Raw genomic sequence first — 22,592 nt, 5'->3', positions numbered from 1 at the left:
GCTGATCGCCGCCCTGCCCGCCGCGCCGCGCGAACTGCGCTGGACCCGCGTCGACGGCCGCGACCTGGTGCTGGCCCGTAGCAACCCGGCCGCGCCGCTACTGCTGGCGGCCGCCGACGCGCAGCCCGTCACGCTCGACCCCGTGGCCCTGCGCGCGGCCGCCGCGCGCCTGGTGCCCGGCGCCACGCTGACGGACCTGCAGGTGCTGGACCGCTACGACTTCTACTACTACGGCCGCGACGAGCACGCCATGCTCGGCCACATCGAGAAGCCGCTGCCGGTGTGGCGCCTGGTGTTCGACGACCCGCAGGCCAGCTGGGTCTACCTGGACCCGCGCACCGGCCAGGTGCTGAGCCGGCAGGACCGCGGCAACCGCGCCAGCCGCTGGCTGTTCGCCTTCCTGCACAGTTGGGACTGGACCGGCCTGCTGGCGCGGCGGCCGCTGTGGGACATCCTGCTGGTGTGCCTGAGCCTGGGCGGCGTGGCCCTGAGCCTGACCGGCGTGGTGATCGGCTGGCGCCGGCTGGGCCGCAAGCTGCGCGCCTGAAACCGCGCGGCGGCGAGGACCGGGCGGGAATGCACTATGCTCCTGCCTTGTCCCCGCACCATCGCAAGGAAAGCGCCATGTCCGACGTCACCATCTACCACAACCCCAAGTGCGGCACCTCGCGCAACACGCTGGCCATGATCCGCAATGCCGGCATCGAGCCGACCGTGGTGCTGTACCTGGAAACGCCGCCCTCGCGCGCCGACCTGAAGGCGCTGTTCAAGCGCGCCGGCATCACCGTGCGCGACGCGCTGCGCGAAAAGGGCACGCCCTACGCCGAACTCGGCCTGGATGACACCTCCCTGAGCGACGACGCCCTGCTGGACGCCATCGAGGCCCACCCGATCCTGCTGAACCGCCCCTTCGTCAGCACCCCGCTGGGCGCGCGCCTGTGCCGCCCGTCCGAACTGGTGCTGGACATCCTGCCCGCGCCGCAGCAAGGCGCCTTCACCAAGGAAGACGGCGAAGCGGTGATCGACGCGCAGGGCAAGCGCATCGCCAAGTGAGCGCCGTGGCGGCGGACTCGGCGCGGCCGCCCCGTGGCTGTCGCGGTCCGGCCCGCGCGGGCCGCGCCGCCGCGTCCCTGCCCCGCCCGCCGGCAAGTGCCACGGAAAGCCACATTCGCATCCAGAAGTAAATCCCGGGATCCGGCCACGTTTTGCAAGGGAATTGACGGCAAACCGGTCTACCATCGCGCCCAACGAAATAATTTCACCCCGATGACGCGTCATGGATTTCCTGGAACCTCTCAATCAGTCCCTGTTTCTCCTGATCAACGCCGATCCGGCCAGCCCCGGATGGCGCATCCAGGCGGGCCTGTTCGTCGCCAATCGGCTGATCCTGCTGGTGCCCATCGTACTGGCCGCGCTCTGGCTGTGGGGCGCCCAGGCCCAGCGCGACCTGGTGCTCAAAGCACTGGTCGGCATCGGCGCCGCGCTCTGCATCAGCTACCTGTGCGGCGCGCTGTGGCCGCATCCGCGGCCATTCGTGCTCGGGCTGGGCCAGGCCTTCTTCGCCCACAAGGCCACCTCATCGTTCCCCAGCAACCACACCATCATCATCGCCACGCTGGCGTTCACGCTGATCTTCGACCGGCGTTGGGCCGGCTGGGGCTATGCGACGCTGCTGCTGGCGGCCGTGGTCGGGCTGTCGCGGGTCTATCTGGGCGTGCACTTCCCGCTGGACATCGCCGGCGGCCTGCTGCTGGCGCCGGTGGCCGCCGGGCTGGCCGTGCCGGTCTGGCGCCGCGTCGGCGCGCCGCTCACGGCCATGTCGCAGGCCATCTACCGCAGGCTGCTGGCCCTGCCCATCGCGCGCGGCTGGATCCGCGCCTGACGGCCTCGATCCGGCGACCGCCCGCGCCGATGTGACGCGGGCATCCCGCCGCCGTTGCGGCCGCCTCAGGCGGCCCGCGCCAACGACGCGCCCCGCGCGGCGCGCCAGCAGGCCTCATGCTCCAGCAGCCAGCGCTTGCGATGCAGCCCGCCGCCGTAGCCGGTCAGCGACGCATCGGCGCCGATGACCCGGTGGCACGGCACCACGATCCCCACCGGATTGGCCCCATTGGCCATGCCCACGGCGCGCACCGCCGATGCCCGGCCGATACGCCCGGCCAGCGCGCCATAGCTGACCGTGTCGCCCGGCTCGATTTCGCGCAGCGCGCGCCATACCTGGCGCTGGAAATCGGTGCCGCCCAGCGCCACCTGCAACGGGTCGATCGCATCGACCTGGCCATCGAAATAAGCCAGCAAGGCGCGGCTGGCCGCCGAGGCGCGCGCGGCATCGGCCACTTTCACCGCGCCTTTGCCATACTGGCGGCGCAGCAGGGCATGCATGCGGGGTTCGTAATCCTCCCAATCGACGGCGCGCAGGCATTGCCCGGCATCGGTCAGCACGAGCATCTTCCCGATGGGGGTGGCGACCCGTTCTAGGGTGAAGGTCTGGACAGGCATGGCGGGCTCCGGGTGTGGCGTTGACGCGTCCAATATAGGGCGGCCGGCGGCAACGCGCTGGCGGATTCCGGACATGGCAATGCGCGTGACAACAGTGTCCGAAAACCGCTAGATCGTGACCGCCGACGGCGCTAGCATGGACCACATGAACCTCGACCATGACGCCTGCTACAGCGCCATCCGCGTGCGCGACGCCCGTTACGACGGCCGCTTCTTCACCGCGGTCAAGACCACGCGCATCTACTGCCGCCCGGTCTGTCCGGCGCGCACGCCGCTGTCGCGCAATGTCGTCTTCTACCCCACGGCGGCAGCCGCGCAGGAAGCGGGCTTCCACCCCTGCCTGCGCTGCCGCCCGGAAACCGCGCCCGCCGCCGGTCGCGCCCGCGATTTGCCCGACAGCGTCGCGCGCGCGCTCGGCCTGATCGAGCTCGGCGCGCTCGACGAAGCCGGCCTCGACGCCCTGGCCGCGCGCCTGGGCGTCGGCGAGCGCCACTTGCGGCGGCAGTTCCGCCAGCACCTGGGCGCGTCGCCCGTGGCCGTGGCGCAGACCCGGCGCGTACTGCTGGCCAAGCAACTGATCCACGAAACCCGCCTGCCCATGGCCGAGATCGCATTCGCGGCCGGCTTCGGCAGCATCCGCCGCTTCAATGAGATCTTCCTGGCCTTGTTCGGCCGCGCGCCGGGCGAACTGCGCCGCTCCGGCAAGCCCGACGTCTCGGCCGGCCCGCAGGGCGAAATCAAACTGCTGCTGCGCTACCGCCCGCCCTACGACTGGAGCGCCATGCTCGACTTCCTGCGCGTGCGCGCCATCCCCGGCATCGAACGGGTCACGGCCAACAGCTACACGCGCACCATCGGCCTGGACGGCGCGCAGGGCACCGTGCGGGTCGAACCCGGCGCGGGCAACGCGCTGCAGGCCACCGTCCGTTTTCCCCAACTGCATGCCCTGCCCACCATCATCGCCCGGCTGCGCCGCGTTTTCGACCTGGCCAGCGACCCCGCCGCGCTCGCGCTCCAACTGGCCCACGATCCCGTCATGGCCGCCCTCACCGCCGCCCGCCCGGGCCTGCGCGTGCCCGGCGCCTGGGACGGCTTCGAACTGGCGCTGCGCGCCGTCCTCGGCCAGCAGATCACCGTCGGCGCCGCCATCAAACTCGCCGGCAAGCTCGTCGCCGCCCACGGCCAACCCCTGGAGCAGCCCGACGGCGATCTGACCCACCTGTTCCCGACGCCGGCCGCCGTCGCCCCCGTCGACCTCGCCCCGCTCGGCATGCCCCGCAGCCGCGCCGCCACCTTGTCCGCCGTCGCCGCCGCCGCCCTGGCCGACCCGCGGCTGTTCGACACCACCAACAGCCTCGACACCGCCGTCGCCCGCCTGCGCGAAATCCGCGGCGTCGGCGAATGGACCGCCCAATACATCGCCCTGCGCCAACTGCGCGAACCCGACGCCTTCCCCGCCTCCGACATCGGCCTGATCCGCGCCCTGGAAAAACTCGAATCCCGCGAATACACCCCCGCCCAACTCCTCGCCCGCGCCGAAGCCTGGCGCCCCTGGCGCGCCTACGCGGCCCAGCATCTGTGGGCGGAATACTGAAGAGATTGAAAAGGAATAACGGGCCGTGCCGCCATGCAAGCGCGAGTCACCCCAATGGGCCAGCCCAACAAGACCAAAACCCAGCATCTCCGGAAAAGCCTCTAGCCCCCCCCGCGAGCGCGCAGCGCACACCCCCTCGGCGCAGCACAATGCGTATGCAAAGACCGGCCGCCCGCGCGGCCGGTCTTTGCGGGCAACGCAAATCTCTCCGCCCCCTCACTGACCTGACAGCGCCGCAAACCCAGACGCCGGTAGCCCGTTGCGCGGGGCGCCTGGGGGTGGGCAACCTCGATGCGCCCGAGGGAATCTGAAGGAGCAGCCGTAGGCTGTGACGAAGATGACAACGGGGAAGTCCGGAGCGAACGCTCCGGACCGCAATCGTGGGCGCCCACCCCCCAGGCGCCCCGCGCAACGGGCGGCCTACGAACGCGCCCGCCGCATCAAACCAGTCAGTCCCGAAAATTCTCAAACTGCAACGGCAAATCCACATCCGTCTTCTTCAACAACGCAATCGCCGTCTGCAGATCATCCCGCTTCTTCCCGCTGATCCGCAGCTTGTCGCCGTTGATCTGGCTCTCGACCTTGAGCTTGGCGTTCTTGATCGCCGCGATCAGCTTCTTGGCCACCGGCTGCTCGATCCCCTGCTTCACCGTGATCTTCTGCCGCGCCCCGCCCAGATTCTCCAGCGGATCCGCCACATCCAGGCAGCGCACGTCGATCCCGCGCGCCGACAGCCGGCCGCGCAGGATGTCCAGCATCTGCTTGAGCTGGAACGCGCTCGACGCCACCTGCGTCACCACGAAACCATCCAGTTCGAATTTCGCATCCGTGCCCTTGAAATCGAAACGGGTGGCGAGCTCGCGGTTGGCCTGGTCGATGGCGTTGGTGAGTTCGTGTTTGTCGACTTCGGAAACGACGTCGAAAGTAGGCATGACACTAAGTCCTGTCGGTAGATGAGGAAAAGGCGGCCGCGGCCGCCGCGATGCCCCATTTTAGCGGGGCTGGCGCCCATCAAGCCATCAGCACCAGCAACCGGTCCGCCTGCAACGGATGCGGCATCACCTGCGCCTGGATGCCGTACGCCAGGAACAGGTTGGCCGGCGTCAGCACCTCGGCCGGCGTGCCCTGCGCCACCGCCTGGCCGCCGCTCAGCAGCAGCAGGCGGTCGCACCAGCGCGCCGCCAGGTTCATGTCGTGCAGGATCACCAGCACGCCCGTGTTGCCCTCGTGCGCCAGCTGCGCCGCCCGTCGCATCAGGTCGGCCTGGTGCTTGGGATCGAGGCTGGCGGTCGGTTCGTCCAGCAGCAGGTAGCGGGCTTCGCCCTGGGCGCGCGCCGCGCGGCATTGCACCAGCACGCGGGCGAACTGCACCCGCTGCTGCTCGCCGCCCGACAGCTGCGGATAGCGACGCCCATCCAGGTGGCTGACGTCGGCCCATTCCAGCGCCTGCCGCGCCAGTTCGTCGACCTCGGCCGGCGACAGTTCCGGAAACGGATAGGCGCCCATTGCCACCACTTCGCGCACGCCCAGGTCGAAGGTCAGCCCGGGCTTTTGCGGCAGCACCGCGCGCTTGCGCGCCTGCTCGCGCGGCGGCATCCCGCCCAGCGCCCGCCCATCCAGCGTCAGGCTGCCGCCATCCGCGCCCAGCTCGGCCGACAGCGCGCCCAGCAGGGTCGATTTGCCGGCGCCATTGCTGCCCAGCAGGCCCACCACTTCGCCGGGATGGATCGCCAGCGACACGCGGTCCAGGATGCGCTTGCCGTCGCGCGCCAGGCTCAGGTTCTCGGCGGCCAGCATCAACCGTGCCTCCGGCCGCGCGCCAGCAGCCACAGGAAGAAGGGGCCGCCCACCAGCCCGGTCACCAGGCCGATCGGCAGTTCGGCCGGCACCACCACGACGCGCGCCAGCCAGTCCGCCAGCGTCATCACCAGCCCGCCGCCCAGCAGGCAGGCGGGCAGCAGCAGGCGATGGTTGGCGCCCAGCGTCATGCGCACCAGGTGCGGCACCACCAGCCCGACGAACACGATGGTGCCGCTGGCGGCCACCAGCGGCCCGACGATCAGGGTGCAGGCCAGCACCAGCCGCGCCCGCGCCTGCTTGAGCGAATAACCCAGGTGCTGGGCCTCGCGCTCGCCCAGCAGCAGCGCGTTCATCACGCGCCACTGGCGCATCAGCCAGAGCGACAGCAGTAGCACCCACGGCCCCAGGAAGGCCAGCAGCTTCCAGCTGGCGCCGGCCAGGCTGCCCATGTTCCAGAAAGTCAGGTCGCGCAGTTGCGCGTCGGACGCCATGAAGGTGAACAGCCCGATCAGGCTGAAGGCGATGGCGGTGATCGCCACGCCCGCCAACAGCAGCCCCGCCACGCCCGGCACGCGCCGTCCCACCAGATAGGCCGACAGCGTCGCGACCAGGCTGCCGATGAAGGCGCCCGGCGCGGTGTACCAGAAGCCGCCCGGCGTCATCACGATGGCGCTGACCGCGCCCAGCGAAGCGCCAGCGGAAATGCCGATCAGCCCCGGTTCGGCCAGCGGATTGCGGAACAGCGCCTGCAGCGCCGCCCCCGAGATCGCCAGGCCCGCGCCCATCACCACCGCCAGCAGCACCCGCGGCAGGCGGATGTCGATCAGCACGTTGCGCCACAGCGCCTGCTCCGGCGTGGGCGTGCCCCACAACAGCGCCGGCAGCTCGCGCAACGGAATCGAGACCGCGCCGCTGGCGCTGGCCGCCAGCACCGCCGCCACCACCGCCACAGCCAGCAACACCAGCGCCAGCGGCGGGCTAGCGCGCCATGGCATGCGCGGCCTCCTGCTTGAGCTGGATCAGCGCCTGCGGCAAGCGCGGCCCCAGCCCCAGGATCAGCAGGTCGTCCATGACGATGATGCGCCGCTTCGCCGCGGCCTGTGTCACCGCGATGCCGGGCAGGCGCGCAAAGCCATCGAGGCCGCCGCTGGCCTGCAGCGATTCGCGCGTGATGATGATCAGGTCGGGCGCCAGCGCGCCGATGGCCTCGGGCGACAGCGGCTTGTAGCCCTGCTGGCCGTCCAGCACGTTGGCCAGCCCGGCCAGGTGCATGACTTCGGCCGCCGCGGTGCCGCGCCCCGCGCCTTGCGGCGCGCCGTTGCGGTTGATCAGCAGCAGCGCCCGCGCGCGCGCGGCCGGCATGGCCTCGGCCTTGGCCAGCTCGCGCGTCACGTCCCGCACCATCTGCTCGCCGGCCGGCGCCACGTCCAGCGCGCCGGCCACGGCGCGGATGCGCGCCTTGAGCGAATCGACCGACGGCGCGTCCGGCACGCTCACCAGCCGCACCCCGACTTCGCCCAGGCGCTTGAGCGCCTCGGGCGGCCCGGCCTGCTCCGAGGCCAGCACCAGGTCGGGCTTGAGCGCAAGTACGCCTTCGACCGGCACCGCGCGGTAATAGCCAACGCGCGGCAACCGGGTCGCGGCCTCCGGGTACAGGCTGGACTGGTCGTCGCCGACCAGCCGGCCGCCCTGCCCCAGGCCGTAAACGATCTCGGTCACGCTGCCGCCCAGCGTCACCACGCGTTCGGGCGGCGCCGCCTGCGCGCCCGCCACCAGCATCCAAGCCGCCACCGCCAGCCATTTCTTCATTGCATCATCCTCAAGCGGCCAACGGCACGCGGCACAGGCCCGACATCAATTCACGCCACCCCGCCAGCTCCGGCTTGCCCGGCTTGCGCTCGCCGAAGAACTGCGCGATCAGATCGCCGCTGGACGAATACAGTTCCAGCGACGTCACCCAGCCATCGCTGGTGGGTTTGTTCACCACCCAGGCCGACGCGATGGCGGTGGTGTCCAGGTGCAGGTTGAAGGTCGGATCCAGCACGTTGAACCACGGGCCGGTGCGGCGCAACTGCCGAACCGGGCCGGTGTGGATCTGGATCATGCCGCGGTTGCCCACGAAGCACATGATCGACAGGCCGCTGGCCGCCGCCGACTCCAGCATGCGCTCGACCGACTCCGCCGGCACCGTCTGCGCCAGGTCTTCGCCGGCCGCGGCCAGCGCCGCCAGCCGCGACACCTTGAACTTGCGCAGCAGCGGAAAGAACTCGTGCGTGTCCTGCATGCCCAGCCAGGCCTGGCGCCACCGGGCGCTGTCCTCGACGCTCGGCGCGTCGGCGGCGGGCGCATAGGGCGCGGTCTCGGGCCAGCGCGAAGCGCCGGCGAACCTGGCCACCAGCGCGTCATACGCGGCGACGTCGGTGGCTTCGGTGCGGTAGACCTTGTGCACCGCCACGCCCGCGCCGTCGAAGAACTGCAGGCTGTGGCGGCCGTCCTGCTCGACCGCCCAGGCCGACTTCCAGCACGAGAAGAATACGCGCAGGTCGATGTCAGGCCCCAGCACCAGGCCGACCGGTCCGTCGGCCTGGATGTCCAGGTAGGCGCCGTGGCGCTCATGCACGCACCAGTCATTGCGCGTCAGGGCCATCACCGGGCCCAGCGTGCCCAGTTCGCGGAAGATCTCCTGCGGCTGGCCGTGCAGTTCGGTGGCCTTGACGCCGCCACAGCCGGCCGCGACCCATTCGGCCTCGGACACGCCGAGTTCCTGGGCCAGGTTGCGGGCGCGCAGGCCGGGCCTGGACGCCGCCAGCGCGTCGTTGCGGGCGCGCAGCTCGGCGGCGCGGGTCGCGAAATCAGGATGCTTCACTTCTTGGTTCATTGCGGTCTCTCCGGCCGGAATGGAAAATCAGGACTGCCGCCGCTGTCGCGCAGCGGCGGCAGCGCGGGTCAGTATTGATAAGTCAGCGAGACGCGCAGGCTGCGCCCCGGCTCCGTGTACCAGTCAACCGGCCGCGGCAGGGCCGTGGCGCCGGCGGTCGGCACGTTGATCGCTTCCCAGTACTTCTTGTCGAACAGGTTGAACACGCCAGCCTGCACCTGCAGCCCCTTGACCGCCGTCGGCCGCCAGTAGCCCATGAGGTCCACCACGCCGTAGCCGGGCGCCTGGAAGTCGCGGTTGGGCGTCGAGGCGCCGGCCTCCGGGTATTCGACCTTGTTGCGACGCAGGGCGGTCGTCAGCAGCGCGTCCACGCCCCACACGTCGCGGCCATAGCCCACGCCCAGCACCGCCTTCAGCGGCGCCACCGAGTTCAGGTATTGGCCGGTGCCTTCGTCCTTGCCCACGGCCCACGCCAGCGAACCCCACGTGCGCCAGCCCGGCGAGAACTTCCAGTGCGCGCTGGCCTCGGCGCCGTAGATGCGCACCTTGGCGCGGTTGACGTTGCCGGTGATGCCCAACGGGTACTGCCCGGCCCAGCCCGGCTGCCATTGCGGCGAGTTGGCATCCAGCGGCACGTTGCTGTCGATGAAATTCTGGTAGCGGTTATCGAAGAACGATACCGCGCCGCCGAGCGAATCGGAACCCAGCTTGGCGCCCAGTTCCCACCCCTTGCTGGTTTCCGGCTTCAGGTAGGGATTGCCGACCCGCAGGTAGGTGCCGGGGCCGCCGTAGTTGGTGTAGAGCTGCGTCGCGCTGGGCGCCTTGAAGCCATAGGCGTACTGCGCGTACAGGCTCAGCGCGTCGGCCGCCTTCCAGGTGGTCAGCAGCTTGGGCGAGAAGCGCCCGCCGCTGTTCTCGGGCGGCAACACGCCGCCGTTGCGGTTGCTGGCGTAGCTTTCGGTGGACCTGGGCTTCTGCTCGTAGTGGTCGTAGCGCAGCGCCGGCATGACGGTGTAGCGGCCATCGCCGAAGCTGAATTCGTCCGACATCCACAGCGCCCACTGGCTGCCCTTGGACAGCGGCACGTCGGCCTGGTTGGTGTGCAGCATGTCGCAGGTGCGCGGGCCGAACGGCGCCGGCGTGCCGGCCCGCACGGTGGGGCAGTTGTCGTAGCCGCTGGAGTTCTGCTCGGTCTTGTTGCCATACCACTCGCCGCCCACGGTCCACAACTGCGACACCGTGTTGCCCGCCAGCCGCTTGGTCAGTTCGCCATTGGCGCCGAACATGGTCTGGCGGATGGAGTTGTTGCGGCCGTAGGCGCCACTGGGGAAGCCATAGCTGAACGGATCGCCGGGAATGATGTTGGCGCGCGCATCGCGGCTGCGTTCGCCATCGAGCGCGCTGTCGAGCTGCATGCGCTGCCAGTACACCACCGCCGTGGCGCTGTCGATCCAGCCGCCCTCGGCGGGCGCCTTGTAGGAATAATCGAGCGACACGCGCTGGCGCTCGGTTTCCTTCCGGGTGGTGTTCTCGCCGATCAGGTAGCTGGTGCCCGGCCCCTGTTCGAACATGCTGTCCTGCGTGGCCTTGCGCTTGAAGTATTCGCCGGTCAGGCCGAAGCGGTGGCCGCCCTCGACGCGCTGCTGCAGCTTGAGGAGGAAACTGCGCTGGTCATAGTCTTCGGGCGTGGGTTCGCTGCGGCGCGGGCCGTAGCCGCCGACGTCGCCGCGATTGTCCAGCGCATGGCCGTTGCGCACGCCCGCCTGCACCAGCCAGAAGGTATTGCGGTGGATCTGCCCGGCCAGCGCGGCGTTGGCGCCCCAGCTGCTGTCGGCGGTGTCGTAGTCGGTCTTGGCCAGCGCGCCGAAGGTCTTGCCGTCGCTCAGCAGGTCCGAGGGATCGAGCGTGTACAGGTCGGCCATGCCGGAGATGGCGCCCGAGCCGCCCGCGCTGGCGTCGGCGCCGCGCACGATGTCCAGGCGTGACAGGGAATTGAAGTCCACCGCCTCCAGCCCGCCCTTGACGCCGCGCGCGCCGTCATCGAGCCACGGCAGGCGGATGCCATCCACCCGCGTCAGCACGCGATCCTGGTCAAGCCCGCGAATGTTGATGCTGTTGTTCTGGCGGTTGAAGTTCACGCCCGGTTCCAGGCGCTTGCCCAGGTCGCTCCAACCGCGCACCTGCGCGTCGTCCAGGCGCTTGCGGTCGCTGCGGGTCTCCCACGCCGGCGTGACCGCCGCGCCCTCGCCCTCGACCGTGACCGGTGTCAGCTGCGTCACGCCGCGGGACGGCAACGCCTGCAGCACGAACACGCCCGGGCTGCGCTCGCGCGCGGCCAGGCCGCTGCCGGCCAGCAGGCGGGCGAAGCCGTCAGCCACGGCGTAATCCCCGTTCAGGCCGGCGCCACGCCGCTGGCCCACCAGCGCCGCGTCGAACAGCACCGTGACGCCGGCGTTGTCGGCGAAACGCGACAGGTTCTCGGCCAGCGGGCCGGCCGGAATGCGGTAGGTGCGCGCCTGCTCGGTCGGCGCGATCTGCGCCAGCGCGGCGGCGGCCGGCCACAGCGCAACGGCTGGGGCAGCCAGCGCGGTGGCGATGCGCAGCGCCAGGGCCAGGCGGGTCAGTCGGCATGGAACCTCTCGGTTGAGTGAATAGCCGCGCGCGCGGCTGGCGGGGAAATGAGCCATGGTCGTCCTTTCGATCCAACGGGTATCGGCATTCGTCTGCCTCTACTGACCATGACCCGGGAAAAATGCGAACCGGACAACTCCCTCTCGGTTTTTTTGTAACGGCGACGATTCAAGCCTGGCCGACGCGCGGCAGGATCGTCACCCAATACGCGCTGCGATAGCGCACCTGCACCGGCAGCGTGGACGGCAGGGCCGCCAGCACCGCGTCGGTGTCATGCAATTGGAATGCGCCGGAAATCCGCAGCCCGGCCACGGCCGGATCGCAACGCAGCACGCCCGGCCGATAACGGCTCAATTCGGCCGCGAACGCATCCAGGCGCCAGGCGCTGGCATGCAGCACGCCACGCATCCAGTCGGTGGCGTGCGGATCGGCCGGTTCGGGCCGCGGCACCTCACCGGCGCGCAGCCAGGCCTGCTCGCCCGCCGCCAGCGCCACCCAGGCGCCGGCGCGGCCCAGCATGACGCGGCCCTCCTGGACGCTGACGCGGCACGCCGCGCCCGCGTCCTGCACGCAGAATCGCGCCGCCCGCGCCTGGACATCGCCCAGCCGCGTGCGGACCACGAACGGGCGGGGATGGGTGCCGGCCTCGGCCACCGCGTGGACCGCGATCTCGCCGGCGCGCAGGCGCACCAGCCGCAGGTCGCCGTCGTACAGCACGTCGACGGCGCTGGCCGTGTTCAGGCGCAGGGACGACCCATCGCCCAGGGCCACCTGGCGCTGCTCGCCGGCCGCGCTGCGGTAGTCGGCGCTCCATTCGAACGGACTGGCGCGCCAGGCGGCCCAGCCCGCCGGGCCGGCCACGACCAACGCCGCCAGCGTCTTGACGGCCGCGCGCCGGCCGGCCGATTCGGGCCGGTTCAGCGCCGCCATGCCCAGCGCCGCCGGGACCAGCCCGAGGCGCTGATTGACCCGCTGCGCGCGCTGCCAGGCGTTCTCGTGTTCGGCCTTGCTGGCGCGCCATTGGGCGCAGGCGCGGACGTCGGCGTCGGTGGCCCGCTCGGAGCTCAGGCGCATCAACCAGCGCGCCGCTTCGCGCGCGACCTTGCGGTCGACCGCGGGCAGCGCCGCGGCCGCCCACGACAGGCTCACATCACCGCCAGGATGCATTGTTCGTATCCCTTGGCAATGTAGCGATGCACCGAGCGCGTCGACACATTCAACCGCGCGGCGATCTCGGTGTGGCTGAGGCCTTCGATCTGCGCCATCAGGAACGCCTGCCGCGCCGGCCGCGCCAGGCCGGCCAGCATCTCGTCGATTTCCTGCAATGTTTCGAGGATGAGCAGGCGTTGCTCGGGCGATGGCGCCTGCGCCTCGGGCAAGGCGGCCAGCGCCTCCAGGTAGGCGAGTTCGAGCGAACGGCGCCGATGGTGGTTCAGCAGCAGGCGCTTGGCGATGGTGGTCAGGTAGGCGCGCGGTTCGCGCAGCGCGTCGAGTTCCTGGCGATGGCGCAGCACGCGCAGGAAGGTGTCCTGGGCCAGATCGGCGGCGTCGCAGGAATTGCCCAGCTTGCCCCGCAACCAGTTGTGCAGCCATCCGTGGTGCGCGCGGTAAAGCAGATGGACGGCGTCGCCGGAGGCTAGCGCAAGGTTGGACACGGTGGGCTCCCGAACTTTCTTGATCACAAATAAAAATCAATCTCATTCTAAATGGAAACCCCTGATGCGCGTCAAGACGCCCGCCGGCGCCCCTGCCGGATATATGATGGGGACAGATTCGGCCGGGATCTCCCCGGCGGCCACCGCCCACAGCCAGCCCTTGCCGTCGACATTGCGACGACGCGGGCCATTCCCGAAGCCCGACACCATGCTCTACAGCGCGCTCAAACTCATCCACCTGCTGGCCGTGATCCTGTGGGTCGGCGGCATGCTGTTCGCCCACTGTTTCCTGCGGCCGGCGGCCGCACGACTGGAGCCGCCGCAACGGCTGCGCCTGATGGACGCGGTGCTCGGCCCCTTCCTGAACGCGGTACTGGCCGCCATCGTGCTGATCCTGGCGACCGGCGCGCTCATGATCGGCCAGGAGGCGGCCCAGGCCGCGCGCAGCGGCGGCGCCTTCTTCATGCCGCGCGCCTGGACCGTGATGGCCGCGGGCGGGCTGGTGATGACGGCCATCTATGGCTACATCCGCGCCGCGCTCTATCCGCGCCTGCGCGCGGCGGTGGCCGCGTCGGAATGGCCGCGCGGCGGCCAGGCCATGGCGGGCATCCGCCGCTGGGTCGGCGTCAACCTGGCGCTGGGGCTGCTGATCGTGGCGGCCGTCTTCCTGCTATAGCCGGGCGCAGCTATCGGCCCGGCTTGGCCGCCTATCGGATTTCTTTGGACTGGTGCAATACGCCGTACATCCGGCGTGGCCACACTGGACCGGACTCTCGCGGGTCTTGAACATACAAGGAAAATCCATGATCAAACGCGTCTTGCCCCTGGCCGCCCTGGGCCTGTCCCTGGCCACCCTCTCGGCCGCCTTCGCCGCTCCCATCGACAACAGCGCGCTGGAGCAGCCCGCCTTCCGTGAACACAAGACCACCTATGGCGTGGTGTACCGCCTGCCCAAGGAAGTGAACGCCGTGCTGGACGCCAAGGTCAACGGCACGCTCAAGCAGGACCTGCTGGCGCTGGGCCTGAAGACCGAGGCCGCAACGCCCAATATCCCGCACGTGACCGTGGTCCACATCCACAGCGCCGACAGCGCCACGCCGCAGCGCATGCTGCGCGCGCTGCCCAAGCCGCCGGCGCCGCTGCAGGTGACGCTCAAGGACTTCTATCCGACCGAAGCCGCCAAGGGCGCGGGCCACCCTTGGTGGCTGGACCTGGGCGTGGTCAAGAGCGGCGCGGGCTTCGAGGCCATGATGGCCTACAACACCGTGACCACCGCCGCCCTGGCGCCGCTGCGCGACGGCCCGCTGCCGCGCGTGACCGGCCCGGTCTACGCCAAGATGGCCGATGCCGGCCGCGAGCTGGTCAAGACCATGGGCGTGAGCGGCGTCAACGTGATGAAGGACGGCAAGGAAGTGCGCGCCCACAACCCGCACACCACGCTGGTCTACAGCATGACGCCGTACGACGCGCGCCTGGCCGACGCCATGAAGCAGGAGTCCGCCAAGTTCAACGCCGCGCTGCCCGACGGCATCCAGGCCACCTTCAAGGACGTGTCCATCGTCGAGATCGGCTTTGCCGGCAACGTGCTGCGCGAGATCTACCGCGTCAGCCTGGAAGACGGCTCGGCCATCGACGTGGCCACCGGCAAGCCGGTCGCCCGCTAAGCCGGGACGTCGGCGGCCAGGCGCTCGCGCAGCACGTCGCGCACCTGGCCGCGCAGCCACGCCTGCAACGGCGAGGCGTGCTGGCGGCGCGCCCACACCATCGCCAGTTCCATGCGCCGCAGGCGCGCTGGCATCTCCAGCATCGCCAGCGGGAAATGGCGGCAGTGCGCCCGCGCCACGCTGGCCGGCATGGTGGTGGCGTAGTCGGTCTCCACCAGCACATAGGGCGCCACGCCGAAGCCCGACAGATAGGCCGAGAATGCCATGCGGCCGGCGCCCGGCTTGAGCAGCCGGTCGAAGGTCGTCTCGCGGCCGTACATCTGCTCGAACGCGAACCACTTGATGGCGCCCAGGTCGGCCAGCGTCAGGGCGCCGCGCCCGGCCCAGGGATGCCGCGCCGACAGCACGCAGACGCGGCGGTCGGTGTGCAGCGCATCGCGGTGAAAGCGCGCCGGCACCTTGCCGAACAGGCCGATGGCGATATGCAGCCGTTCGGCCTCCAGGTCGTCGGGCGCGAAATCGCCGTGCAGCGACTGGAAGCGCAGCGTCACGCCGGGCGCGGCGCGGTGCAGCCGCTCGATCAGCGGCGCGGCCAGCAGGATTTCGCTGTGCGCGCCGGTGCCGATGTTGACCACGCCTTCGGCGCGCGCCGGATCGAAGGCCTCGGGCGGGCGCAGCGCGGCCTCGATCTGCGCCAGCGCGTCATGCACCGACGCGTGCAGCTCCAGCGCCCGCTCGGTCGGAACGAAACGTCCCTTCACCACCACCAGCAGCGGGTCCTCCAGCCGCAGGCGCAGGCGCGCCAGGTCGCGGCTGATGGCCGGCTGGGTCTTGTGCAGCAGGCGCGAGCTGGCGGTGGCGCTGCGCGTGCGCATCAGCACGTCGAAGGTCAGCAGCAGGTTCATGTCGAGCCTGCGCAGCGAGGGCAAGGAGTGGGGGTCGCTCATGGCGCCATGCTATGCCGTAACTGAATGACTGAAAAGAACCATACCGGATTCGATATGGTGGTCTTGCGCCGCCGGCATTGGGCAGGCGCGGCCGGCTTGGCTACAGTCCGCCACGGACCGGGCGTTTCGACCCGGCCGCCCGCTACGGAGACAACCATGGGCCCCACCCGCCACCTTCCCGCGCCCCGGCGCATCCGCCCCGTGCTGGCCCGCTGGGCCGGCCGCGCCCTGCTGGCGCTGGCCGCCTGCCTGCCGCTGGCGGCCCATGCCACCGATTTCCCCAGCCGCCCGATCACGCTGGTAGTGCCCTTCCCCGCCGGCGGCACGCCCGACATCCTGGCGCGCCTGCTCAGCGACAACCTTTCCAAGCGCCTCGGCCAGCCGCTGATCGTCGAGAACCGCGCCGGCGCCGGCGGCAACATCGGCGCGCAGGCGGTGGCGCGCGCCGCGCCCGACGGCCAGACGCTGCTGATGTGCGCGTTCGGTTGCACCGTGGCGCCGTCGCTCTACCAGCCGGCGCCCTACGACATCGTCAAGGACTTCGCGCCCGTCGCCATGATCGGCACGGTGCCGAGCGTGCTGGTGATCAATCCCAAAGTGCCGGCCGACACGCTGCCGGCGCTGCTGGCGTATGCCCGCGCCAACCCCGGCAAGCTCAATTCGGCCTCCTCCGGCATCGGCGGCTCGGCCCACCTGGCGACCGAGCTGCTCAAGCAGCGCGCCGGCATCGACCTGGCCCACATCCCGTACAAGGGCGCCGGCCAGGTGGCGGCCGACCTGCTCGGCGGCCAGGTCGACATGTACTTCGACAACCTGCCGGCCTCGCTGGCCAACATCCGCGCCGGCAAGCTGCGCGCCCTGGCCGTGGCCAGCGCCGCGCGCGCCCCGGCGATTCCGGACGTGCCGACCTTCGCCGAGGCCGGCGTGCCCGACTTCCTGATCACGCCCTGGTTCGGCGTGATGGCGCCGGCCGGCACCCCGGCCCCGGTGCTGAACACGCTGCACGACGCCTTCGCCCAGGCGCTGCAGGCGCCCGAGGTGGCGGCCAAGATGCGCGAATTGGGCGTCGAGACCGCCGCCGGCTCGCGCGCCGACCTGGGCCGCTTCGTCACCACCGAAACGGCCAAGTGGAAACAGGTCATCGAGACCAACCACATCAAGGCCGAATGATGGCCGCGCCCCTGGACGACGGCGCGGCGCTGGCGCCGATCCGCCTGCGCGACATGGGCGCCTTCCATGTCGGCGGCCGCGACCTGGCGCTCAGCGGCCTGCCGCGACGCGAGCTGATCATGGCCGAAGGCGGCCAGCCGGTGGCGCTGGATCCCAACGGCACCTACCGCGTCGAACAGATGTATGCGCAGTACTTCCTGTCGGAGCCGGCCAGCGGCCGGCCGCCGCTGGCGTTCTGGCATGGCGGCGGCATGACCGGCGCGGCCTGGGAGACCACGCCGGACGGCCGCCAGGGCTGGCTGCACTATTTCCTGCGGCGCGGCTGGGACGCCTACCTGTGTGACGCGGTGGAACGCGGCCGCGCCGGCGCCGCGCCGCACGTCTGGCCCGACGCGCCGGTGGTGCAGGCGCGCGAGGACTGCTACACGCGCTTTCGCATCGGCCGCCCGGGCACCCGGCCCGGCCCCGGCAGCGCCTACCCGGACACGCAATTCCCGCTGGAGGCGTTCGACGAGCTGGCCGCGCAGATGGTGCCGCGCTGGGTCCACACCGATGCCGCCATCCTGCGCGCCTACCAGGCCTTCCTGGAGCGGATCGGCGCGGCCATCGTGGTCTGCCATTCGCAGGCCGGCGTGTTCGGCATCCGCGCCGCCCACGCTCTGCCCGAGCGGGTGCGCGCGCTGGTGGCGCTGGAGCCGGCCAGCATCCCGGACCTCGGGCCCGGTGCCCGCTACGACACTCCCACGCTGGTCGTGATGGGCGACCACATGGACACCGATCCGCGCTGGCCGCGGATGCGCGCACGGGTGCGGGAATTCGCGGCGCGCCATGCCAGCGTCACGGTGCTGTCGTTGCCCGACCTGGGCATCCGCGGCAACTCGCACATGCTGATGATGGACCGCAACAGCCTGGAGTTGGCCGGGCGGGTGCACGACTGGCTGGCGGCGCTGCCGGGTTGAGGACGGCCGGATCAAGAACGGCGGGCCGCGGCTTCCCGCTGCTGCCATTCCATGGCAGCATTACGCCGTCCCGCCCTCCCCCGCTCCCATGTCCCGCACCGAACGCCTCCTGGACCTGCTGCAGACCCTGCGCTGCCACCGCCTGCCCGTCAGCGGCCACCGCCTGGCCGCCGACCTGGGCGTCAGCCTGCGCACGCTGTACCGCGACATCGCCACGCTGCAGGCGCAGGGCGCCGAGATCGAGGGCGAGCCTGGCATCGGCTACGTGCTGCGGCCCGGCTTCATGCTGCCGCCGCTGATGTTCAGCACCGAGGAGATCGAGGCCCTGGTGCTGGGCACCCGCTGGGTGGCCGGCCGTTCCGATCCGCGCCTGGGCCAGGCCGCCGCCAACGCGCTGGCCAAGATCAGCGCGGTGCTGCCGCGCGAACTGCGCGACGAACTGGACGCCATTCCGCTGCTGGTCGGCCCCAGCAGCTGGGCGGTGGTCGACCGGGTCGACCTGTCGCTGATCCGCCAGGCCATCCGCGGCGAGCAGAAAATCGCCATCACCTACCGCGACGACAAGGGCGCCGATTCCGAACGCGTCATCTGGCCGTTCGCCCTGGGATTTTTCGACAGCGTGCGCATCGTCATGGCCTGGTGCGAACTGCGCCAGGACTTCCGCCATTTCCGCACCGACCGCATCGCCACGCTCGAAGCCGGGCAACGCTATCCACGCCGCCGCCAGGCCTTGCTCAAGGAGTGGCGCGCCATCAATACGGCCAAGGGCGACCCCTGCTGATCCCTGGCGTGCGCCGCGCGCCGGCGGGTGCGACATCGGCATGAAGACTGCTGACAAAATCTGACAGCATGGCTCTCTAAGATGAGCGCTCATTCAACCAGGAGCGCATCATGTCCGCCAAGAACTTCGTCATTTTCTACGTCGACAAGCCCGAGGCCAGCGCGGCGTTCTACAGCGCGCTGCTGAACCGCCCGCCCGTCGAAAGCTCGCCCACCTTCGCCCTGTTCGCGCTCGACTCCGGCCTGATGCTGGGCCTGTGGTCGCGCCACACCGTGGAACCGGCCGCCGCCGGCCGCGGCGGCTGCACCGAACTGGCCTTCACCGTACCCGACGCCGACGCGCTCAACCAGCGCCACCTCGACTGGAGCCTGCGCGGCCTGCCGATCCTGCAGGCCCCCACCAACATGGACTTCGGCCGCACCTTCGTCGCGCTCGACCCCGACGGCCACCGCCTGCGGGTGTTCGCCCCGGCGCCAGAACCCGCCCCCGCCGCCGTCGAAGACGAACTGATCACGATCCCAGCATTCCCAGGAGCCTGAACCACAGGTAGTCCAGCGGCACCAGCGCCACGAACGACACCAGCGCGGTCAGCAGGCTCAACGCCAGGCCGCTGCGCGCCGGCACCTGGCCCATGCCCATCGCCACCACAATGGGCGAGGCCTGGTACGGCATGATGACGGTGGCGTAGCCGGCCACCTGCGCCATCAGCACCGTCATCAGCGAAAAGCCCGAGGCCTGCGCCAGCGTCTCGGCCAGCGGCGTATACAGGGCCGGCACGCCGTTGGCCGTGACCACGAAGTTCAGCGCCGCCGACAGTCCCACCAGCGAAAAGAAGCTCTGCATCGGCGCCTCGGGCGACAACGGCAGCCAGTCCAGCAGGGCGCGGCCGATGATGCCGCCCAGGCCGCTGTCGGCCACCATCGCCGCCAGTCCCAGAATGCCCGCCACGTAGATCGCGGTGCGGAAATTCACTTCCTTGCCGAACTGCTCGCCGCTGACGAAACCCACCTTGGGCAACAGACACACACAGGCCGACGCCAGCCCGATCCAGGCCGGCGACACGCCGTGCCATCCGTCCGTCACCCAACCCAGCAACGTCAGCCCCAGCAGCACGGCCAGGCGCTTTTCCGCCGCCGACAGGGGTTGGGCGGCGGGCGCCGGCGGCGCCGCCTCGGGGGTGTCGCGGAACAGCCAGGCAATACAGGCCACCAGCACCGCGCCTTTCAGGATGCCCAGCACCGGCGCATGCAGCCACAGATACGGCAGATAACCCAGCTGCAGGCCATAGCTCGATTCGATGCTGCCGGCCATCACCAGATTCGGCACGTTGGCCGGCAGGATGGAGGTGGACAGCTGGAAGGTGCCGAAGCCCACCGCCAGCGCCAGCCCAATGCGTCCACGACGGCCCGCCACCAGCCCGATCTGGTCGGCATAGGCGAGCACGATCGGCATCAGCAGCGCGATGCGGCCCATGTTCGACGGCATCACGAAGGCCAGCAGGTAGGTCAGCGCCACCACGCCGGCCACCACCTTCGGATACGAACCCGACAGGCGCCGCGACAGCGCGCCCGCCATGCGGTCGGCCAGGCCGGTGTACTTCAGCGCCAGCCCCAGCACATGGCCGCTCAGCACCAGCCAGAACGCCGCCGACGAAAACCCGGAGAACACCACCTCGCGCGGCGCGGCCACGAAGATCATGGCCGCGCTGAAGAACAGCAGCGCCGTCAGGTACTCAGGCAGCCGCGAAAAGGCCCACAACGCGATCGTGATCGCGGTGATCAGCGCGGGTAGAATCGGAAAACCGGAGGCGACAAGATGCATGGAAAAACCACCACGAGAACACGGATCGGCGCAGTGTACGGACCCTGTCCCGCGCTGAAAATGCGCGATTCGCAGAGGCTGCCTGCGCGCCTCGCGTAGGCTCGCCGCCATGCGTTTCGACCTGACCGACCTGGCGCTGTTCCTGCACGTGGTGCAGGCAGGCAGCATCACCCACGGCGCCGCCCGCGCCAACCTGGCGTTGGCCGCCGCCAGCGCCCGCATCCGCAACCTCGAAGCCTCGCTCGGCGCGCCGCTGCTGGAGCGCCGCCGCCAGGGCGTCATTCCCACCCCGGCCGGCCTGAAGCTGGCCGCCCATGCCCGCGTCATGCTGGCCCAGGCCGACCGCCTGCGCGACGACCTGGCCGATTTCTCCGGCGAATTCGGCGGCTCGGTGCGCCTGCTGTCCAATACCAACGCGCTGACCGCCTTCCTGCCCGAAGCGCTCAGCGGCTTCCTGGCGGCGCATCCGCGCATCAACGTCGAATTGCAGGAAATGCTGAGCGACGAGATCGTCGAGTGCATCGCCGACGGCTCTGCCGATATCGGCATCGTCGCCGGCACGGTCGACACCGGCGCCCTGCAGACCCACGCCTACCGCGCCGACCGCTTCGTGCTGATCGTGCCGGCCGGCCACGCGCTGGCGGACCGGGCCGAGGTCGCGTTCCGCGACGTGCTGGACGAGGACTTCGTCGGGCTCGACCGCAGCAGCGCGCTGCAACGCTTCCTGGCGCGGCAGGCGCTGGTGGTCGGCAAGCCCATCAAGCTGCGGGTGCAGTTGCGCAGCTTCGACGCCATGTGCCGGCTGGTCGAGGCCGGCGTGGGCGTGGGCATCGTGCCCGAAACCACGGCCAACAGCATGCGCCAGCTGCTCAGGGTGACGCCGGTGGCGCTGTCCGACGCCTGGGCCGTGCGCGAGCTGCTGCTGTGCGTGCCATCGCGCGATACCCTCAGCGCCCGCGCCCGCCGCCTGCTCGACCATCTACTGGCGGACGCGGCGGCGGTCACGCCGCCGCGTACAGATCCGTCATGAACTGCGTGGCCTTGATGCCGGTGCCGGTCAGCAGCACCACCGTGCGCTCGGCATCGCGGATGGCGCCGCGCGCCCGCAGCCTGTCCAGCGCCGCCGCGGCGCTGGCGCTGGTGGGCTCGGCATAGAGCCCCATCGCCGCCAGCTTGCGCACCGCGGCGATGATGTCCGCCTCCGGCACGGCCACCGTCTGGCCGCCGCTGGCGCGGATCGCCTGCAGCACTTCGCGCAGGCGCACCGGCTGCCTGATCGCGGTGCCCTCGGCCACGGTCGGCAGCACGTCGCGCGCCACCGGCGTGTCGACGCCAGCCTGGAAGCTGGCGTCCAGCGGCGAGCAGTTCAGCGGCTGGGCCACGAACAGGCGCGGCAGGCGCTTGATCTGCCCGGCCGCCAGCAGCTCGGCAAAGCCGATGGCGCAGCCCAGCACGTTGCTGCCCGCGCCCGCCGGAATCACCACGTTGTCCGGCGCCTGGAAACCGAAGTCCTCCCACATCTCGTAGGCGATGGACTTGGTGCCCTGCAGGAAAAACGGCTGCCAGTTGTGGCTGGCATAGAAGATCCGCGCGGCGGCCTCGATCGCGGCGGTTTCGGCGTTCTCGCGCGGCCCCTGCACCAGTTGCACGTTGGCGCCGAACGCGCGGATCTGCGCCACCTTGGCGCTGGACGTGTAGGCCGGCGCGAAGATCGTGACGCCCATGCCCGCCGCCGCGCCGTACGCCGCGATGGCGGCGCCGCCATTGCCCGAACTGTCCTCGGCGATGGCGCCGATGCCGATCTGGCGCAGCCACGACAGCATTACCGCGGCGCCACGGTCCTTGAAGCTGCAGGTGGGGTTGAACCATTCCAGCTTGAAATGCGGCCGCAGCCAGCCCCAGGCGCGCTCCACCATCGGCGTGCAACCCTCGCCCATCGATACCGGGCGCGTCACGGCGCCGGGCAGCGCGGCCCGGTAGCGCCACAGCGAGCGTTCGCGGCGGTCGATGTCGTCGGGCGAGATGCCCGGCAGCGGCGAGATCATCAGCGGCGTGCGCGCATCGGAACACCAGCGGGCCTCGTCCAGCGCATGGCGCGCGCCGGTGAGGGGGTCGAAATAGTGGGGGTCGTGCATGGCGGTCAACCTGGCGAAGAGTCGGGAAGGGCCGCAGTCTAGGTCCGCCCAGGCGGTC

General features: G+C 70.6%; 22 protein-coding genes and 1 pseudogene. 11 read left to right on the top strand and 12 right to left on the bottom strand.

What is annotated here, in order from left to right; translation table 11 throughout:
• The 3 genes and pseudogenes from HV742_RS10885 to HV742_RS10875 all read left to right on the top strand — a co-directional run.
• Positions 1-547 (top strand): annotated as a pseudogene (locus tag HV742_RS10885) (PepSY domain-containing protein); the annotation flags it as partial.
• A gap of 77 nt (positions 548-624) precedes the next feature.
• Positions 625-1,053 (top strand): arsenate reductase (glutaredoxin), encoded by a 429-nt coding sequence (gene arsC / locus HV742_RS10880; RefSeq protein ID WP_049075714.1) that lies wholly within the window; start codon positions 625-627, stop codon positions 1,051-1,053.
• Between the two features lie 223 nt (positions 1,054-1,276).
• Positions 1,277-1,882, top strand: a complete 606-nt coding sequence (locus HV742_RS10875; protein ID WP_054417076.1) for a phosphatase PAP2 family protein — start codon at positions 1,277-1,279, stop codon at positions 1,880-1,882.
• Positions 1,883-1,947: 65 nt separating this feature from the next.
• Here HV742_RS10875 and HV742_RS10870 read toward each other — a convergent pair whose 3' ends face one another.
• Positions 1,948-2,499 (bottom strand): methylated-DNA--[protein]-cysteine S-methyltransferase, encoded by a 552-nt coding sequence (locus HV742_RS10870; protein WP_175145073.1) that lies wholly within the window; start codon positions 2,497-2,499, stop codon positions 1,948-1,950.
• 145 nt (positions 2,500-2,644) lie between these two features.
• On the opposite strand from HV742_RS10870, the gene HV742_RS10865 reads away from it, so the two are divergent.
• Positions 2,645-4,093: an AlkA N-terminal domain-containing protein gene (locus tag HV742_RS10865; protein ID WP_175145097.1), complete on the top strand. Its 1,449-nt coding sequence runs from the start codon at positions 2,645-2,647 to the stop codon at positions 4,091-4,093.
• A gap of 449 nt (positions 4,094-4,542) precedes the next feature.
• Here the strand turns inward: HV742_RS10865 and HV742_RS10860 are convergent, their stop codons facing one another.
• The 8 genes from HV742_RS10860 to HV742_RS10825 all read right to left on the bottom strand — a co-directional run bounded on the left by HV742_RS10860 (position 4,543) and on the right by HV742_RS10825 (position 13,057).
• Positions 4,543-5,025, bottom strand: a complete 483-nt coding sequence (locus tag HV742_RS10860; protein WP_049075718.1) for a YajQ family cyclic di-GMP-binding protein — start codon at positions 5,023-5,025, stop codon at positions 4,543-4,545.
• Positions 5,026-5,104: 79 nt separating this feature from the next.
• Positions 5,105-5,893: a heme ABC transporter ATP-binding protein gene (locus tag HV742_RS10855; RefSeq protein ID WP_049075720.1), complete on the bottom strand. Its 789-nt coding sequence runs from the start codon at positions 5,891-5,893 to the stop codon at positions 5,105-5,107.
• Positions 5,890-6,888, bottom strand: coding sequence for a FecCD family ABC transporter permease (locus HV742_RS10850; RefSeq protein ID WP_175145071.1), 999 nt, complete (start codon positions 6,886-6,888; stop codon positions 5,890-5,892). The genes HV742_RS10855 and HV742_RS10850 overlap by 4 nt, the downstream gene beginning before the upstream one ends.
• Entirely contained in the window at positions 6,872-7,702 is an 831-nt protein-coding gene (locus tag HV742_RS10845; RefSeq protein ID WP_175145069.1) for a heme/hemin ABC transporter substrate-binding protein, read from the bottom strand. The genes HV742_RS10850 and HV742_RS10845 overlap by 17 nt, the downstream gene beginning before the upstream one ends.
• Positions 7,703-7,712: 10 nt before the next feature.
• The gene (locus HV742_RS10840; RefSeq protein ID WP_139122210.1) at positions 7,713-8,759 is read right to left on the bottom strand and encodes a hemin-degrading factor; all 1,047 of its coding nucleotides are present in this window, start codon (positions 8,757-8,759) and stop codon (positions 7,713-7,715) included.
• An 80-nt stretch (positions 8,760-8,839) separates the two neighbouring features.
• A complete protein-coding gene (locus tag HV742_RS10835) occupies positions 8,840-11,458 on the bottom strand; it encodes a TonB-dependent receptor (RefSeq protein WP_254601051.1) in 2,619 nt (872 codons plus the stop codon).
• A 112-nt stretch (positions 11,459-11,570) separates the two neighbouring features.
• Positions 11,571-12,569 carry a FecR domain-containing protein gene (locus HV742_RS10830; RefSeq protein ID WP_175145066.1) on the bottom strand — a complete coding sequence of 333 codons (999 nt, stop codon included), beginning with the start codon at positions 12,567-12,569 and terminating at the stop codon, positions 11,571-11,573.
• Positions 12,548-13,057, bottom strand: coding sequence for a sigma-70 family RNA polymerase sigma factor (locus tag HV742_RS10825; protein ID WP_049078043.1), 510 nt, complete (start codon positions 13,055-13,057; stop codon positions 12,548-12,550). The genes HV742_RS10830 and HV742_RS10825 overlap by 22 nt, the downstream gene beginning before the upstream one ends.
• Positions 13,058-13,265: 208 nt before the next feature.
• Here HV742_RS10825 and HV742_RS10820 point away from each other — a divergent pair, with 208 nt between their 5' ends.
• Both HV742_RS10820 and HV742_RS10815 read left to right on the top strand, forming a co-directional pair.
• Positions 13,266-13,733, top strand: a complete 468-nt coding sequence (locus HV742_RS10820; RefSeq protein WP_175145064.1) for a CopD family protein — start codon at positions 13,266-13,268, stop codon at positions 13,731-13,733.
• Positions 13,734-13,860: 127 nt separating this feature from the next.
• Complete coding sequence (locus HV742_RS10815; RefSeq protein ID WP_049075734.1) at positions 13,861-14,721, top strand: hypothetical protein; 861 nt, start codon at positions 13,861-13,863, stop codon at positions 14,719-14,721.
• Here the strand turns inward: HV742_RS10815 and HV742_RS10810 are convergent.
• The gene (locus tag HV742_RS10810) at positions 14,718-15,668 is read right to left on the bottom strand and encodes a LysR family transcriptional regulator (protein ID WP_059272438.1); all 951 of its coding nucleotides are present in this window, start codon (positions 15,666-15,668) and stop codon (positions 14,718-14,720) included. The genes HV742_RS10815 and HV742_RS10810 overlap by 4 nt on opposite strands.
• A 156-nt stretch (positions 15,669-15,824) precedes the next feature.
• Between HV742_RS10810 and HV742_RS10805 the strand changes: the two genes are divergently transcribed.
• The 4 genes from HV742_RS10805 to HV742_RS10790 all read left to right on the top strand — a co-directional run bounded on the left by HV742_RS10805 (position 15,825) and on the right by HV742_RS10790 (position 19,117).
• Positions 15,825-16,838 (top strand): tripartite tricarboxylate transporter substrate binding protein, encoded by a 1,014-nt coding sequence (locus HV742_RS10805; protein ID WP_175145062.1) that lies wholly within the window; start codon positions 15,825-15,827, stop codon positions 16,836-16,838.
• Entirely contained in the window at positions 16,835-17,797 is a 963-nt protein-coding gene (locus HV742_RS10800) for an alpha/beta hydrolase (RefSeq protein WP_175145060.1), read from the top strand. The genes HV742_RS10805 and HV742_RS10800 overlap by 4 nt, the downstream gene beginning before the upstream one ends.
• An 88-nt stretch (positions 17,798-17,885) precedes the next feature.
• Positions 17,886-18,578, top strand: coding sequence for a helix-turn-helix transcriptional regulator (locus tag HV742_RS10795; RefSeq protein WP_059272440.1), 693 nt, complete (start codon positions 17,886-17,888; stop codon positions 18,576-18,578).
• A 110-nt stretch (positions 18,579-18,688) separates the two neighbouring features.
• A complete protein-coding gene (locus tag HV742_RS10790; RefSeq protein WP_054415388.1) occupies positions 18,689-19,117 on the top strand; it encodes a VOC family protein in 429 nt (142 codons plus the stop codon).
• On the opposite strand, the gene HV742_RS10785 is transcribed toward HV742_RS10790, so the two are convergent.
• Positions 19,089-20,399, bottom strand: coding sequence for an SLC13 family permease (locus tag HV742_RS10785; RefSeq protein ID WP_175145059.1), 1,311 nt, complete (start codon positions 20,397-20,399; stop codon positions 19,089-19,091). The two genes, HV742_RS10790 and HV742_RS10785, sit on opposite strands and share 29 nt — an antisense overlap.
• A 109-nt stretch (positions 20,400-20,508) precedes the next feature.
• On the opposite strand from HV742_RS10785, the gene HV742_RS10780 reads away from it, so the two are divergent.
• Positions 20,509-21,429 carry a LysR substrate-binding domain-containing protein gene (locus HV742_RS10780; protein WP_175145057.1) on the top strand — a complete coding sequence of 307 codons (921 nt, stop codon included), beginning with the start codon at positions 20,509-20,511 and terminating at the stop codon, positions 21,427-21,429.
• On the opposite strand, the gene HV742_RS10775 is transcribed toward HV742_RS10780, so the two are convergent.
• Positions 21,401-22,534 carry a threonine synthase gene (locus HV742_RS10775; protein ID WP_049078047.1) on the bottom strand — a complete coding sequence of 378 codons (1,134 nt, stop codon included), beginning with the start codon at positions 22,532-22,534 and terminating at the stop codon, positions 21,401-21,403. The genes HV742_RS10780 and HV742_RS10775 overlap by 29 nt on opposite strands.
• Positions 22,535-22,592 lie beyond the last annotated feature (58 nt).

It is taken from the genome of Achromobacter ruhlandii (genome assembly GCF_902859695.1).
GTDB classification, from domain to species: Bacteria; Pseudomonadota; Gammaproteobacteria; order Burkholderiales; family Burkholderiaceae_B; genus Achromobacter; species Achromobacter ruhlandii.
Note: the sequence above shows the minus strand (reverse complement) of the source record. Positions and strands in the feature narration are given on the sequence as shown.

Bases quoted from the DNA above. Each gene is read 5' to 3' on its own strand.
- arsC (WP_049075714.1), top strand. From the start codon at position 625: ATGTCCGACGTCACCATCTACCACAACCCCAAGTGCGGCACCTCGCGC.
- HV742_RS10875 (WP_054417076.1), top strand. From the start codon at position 1,277: ATGGATTTCCTGGAACCTCTCAATCAGTCCCTGTTTCTCCTGATCAAC.
- HV742_RS10870 (WP_175145073.1), bottom strand. From the start codon at position 2,499: ATGCCTGTCCAGACCTTCACCCTAGAACGGGTCGCCACCCCCATCGGG.
- HV742_RS10865 (WP_175145097.1), top strand. From the start codon at position 2,645: ATGAACCTCGACCATGACGCCTGCTACAGCGCCATCCGCGTGCGCGAC.
- HV742_RS10860 (WP_049075718.1), bottom strand. From the start codon at position 5,025: ATGCCTACTTTCGACGTCGTTTCCGAAGTCGACAAACACGAACTCACC.
- HV742_RS10850 (WP_175145071.1), bottom strand. From the start codon at position 6,888: ATGCCATGGCGCGCTAGCCCGCCGCTGGCGCTGGTGTTGCTGGCTGTG.
- HV742_RS10845 (WP_175145069.1), bottom strand. From the start codon at position 7,702: ATGAAGAAATGGCTGGCGGTGGCGGCTTGGATGCTGGTGGCGGGCGCG.
- HV742_RS10835 (WP_254601051.1), bottom strand. From the start codon at position 11,458: ATGGCTCATTTCCCCGCCAGCCGCGCGCGCGGCTATTCACTCAACCGA.
- HV742_RS10830 (WP_175145066.1), bottom strand. From the start codon at position 12,569: ATGCATCCTGGCGGTGATGTGAGCCTGTCGTGGGCGGCCGCGGCGCTG.
- HV742_RS10820 (WP_175145064.1), top strand. From the start codon at position 13,266: ATGCTCTACAGCGCGCTCAAACTCATCCACCTGCTGGCCGTGATCCTG.
- HV742_RS10815 (WP_049075734.1), top strand. From the start codon at position 13,861: ATGATCAAACGCGTCTTGCCCCTGGCCGCCCTGGGCCTGTCCCTGGCC.
- HV742_RS10810 (WP_059272438.1), bottom strand. From the start codon at position 15,668: ATGAGCGACCCCCACTCCTTGCCCTCGCTGCGCAGGCTCGACATGAAC.
- HV742_RS10805 (WP_175145062.1), top strand. From the start codon at position 15,825: ATGGGCCCCACCCGCCACCTTCCCGCGCCCCGGCGCATCCGCCCCGTG.
- HV742_RS10800 (WP_175145060.1), top strand. From the start codon at position 16,835: ATGATGGCCGCGCCCCTGGACGACGGCGCGGCGCTGGCGCCGATCCGC.
- HV742_RS10795 (WP_059272440.1), top strand. From the start codon at position 17,886: ATGTCCCGCACCGAACGCCTCCTGGACCTGCTGCAGACCCTGCGCTGC.
- HV742_RS10790 (WP_054415388.1), top strand. From the start codon at position 18,689: ATGTCCGCCAAGAACTTCGTCATTTTCTACGTCGACAAGCCCGAGGCC.
- HV742_RS10785 (WP_175145059.1), bottom strand. From the start codon at position 20,399: ATGCATCTTGTCGCCTCCGGTTTTCCGATTCTACCCGCGCTGATCACC.
- HV742_RS10780 (WP_175145057.1), top strand. From the start codon at position 20,509: ATGCGTTTCGACCTGACCGACCTGGCGCTGTTCCTGCACGTGGTGCAG.
- HV742_RS10775 (WP_049078047.1), bottom strand. From the start codon at position 22,534: ATGCACGACCCCCACTATTTCGACCCCCTCACCGGCGCGCGCCATGCG.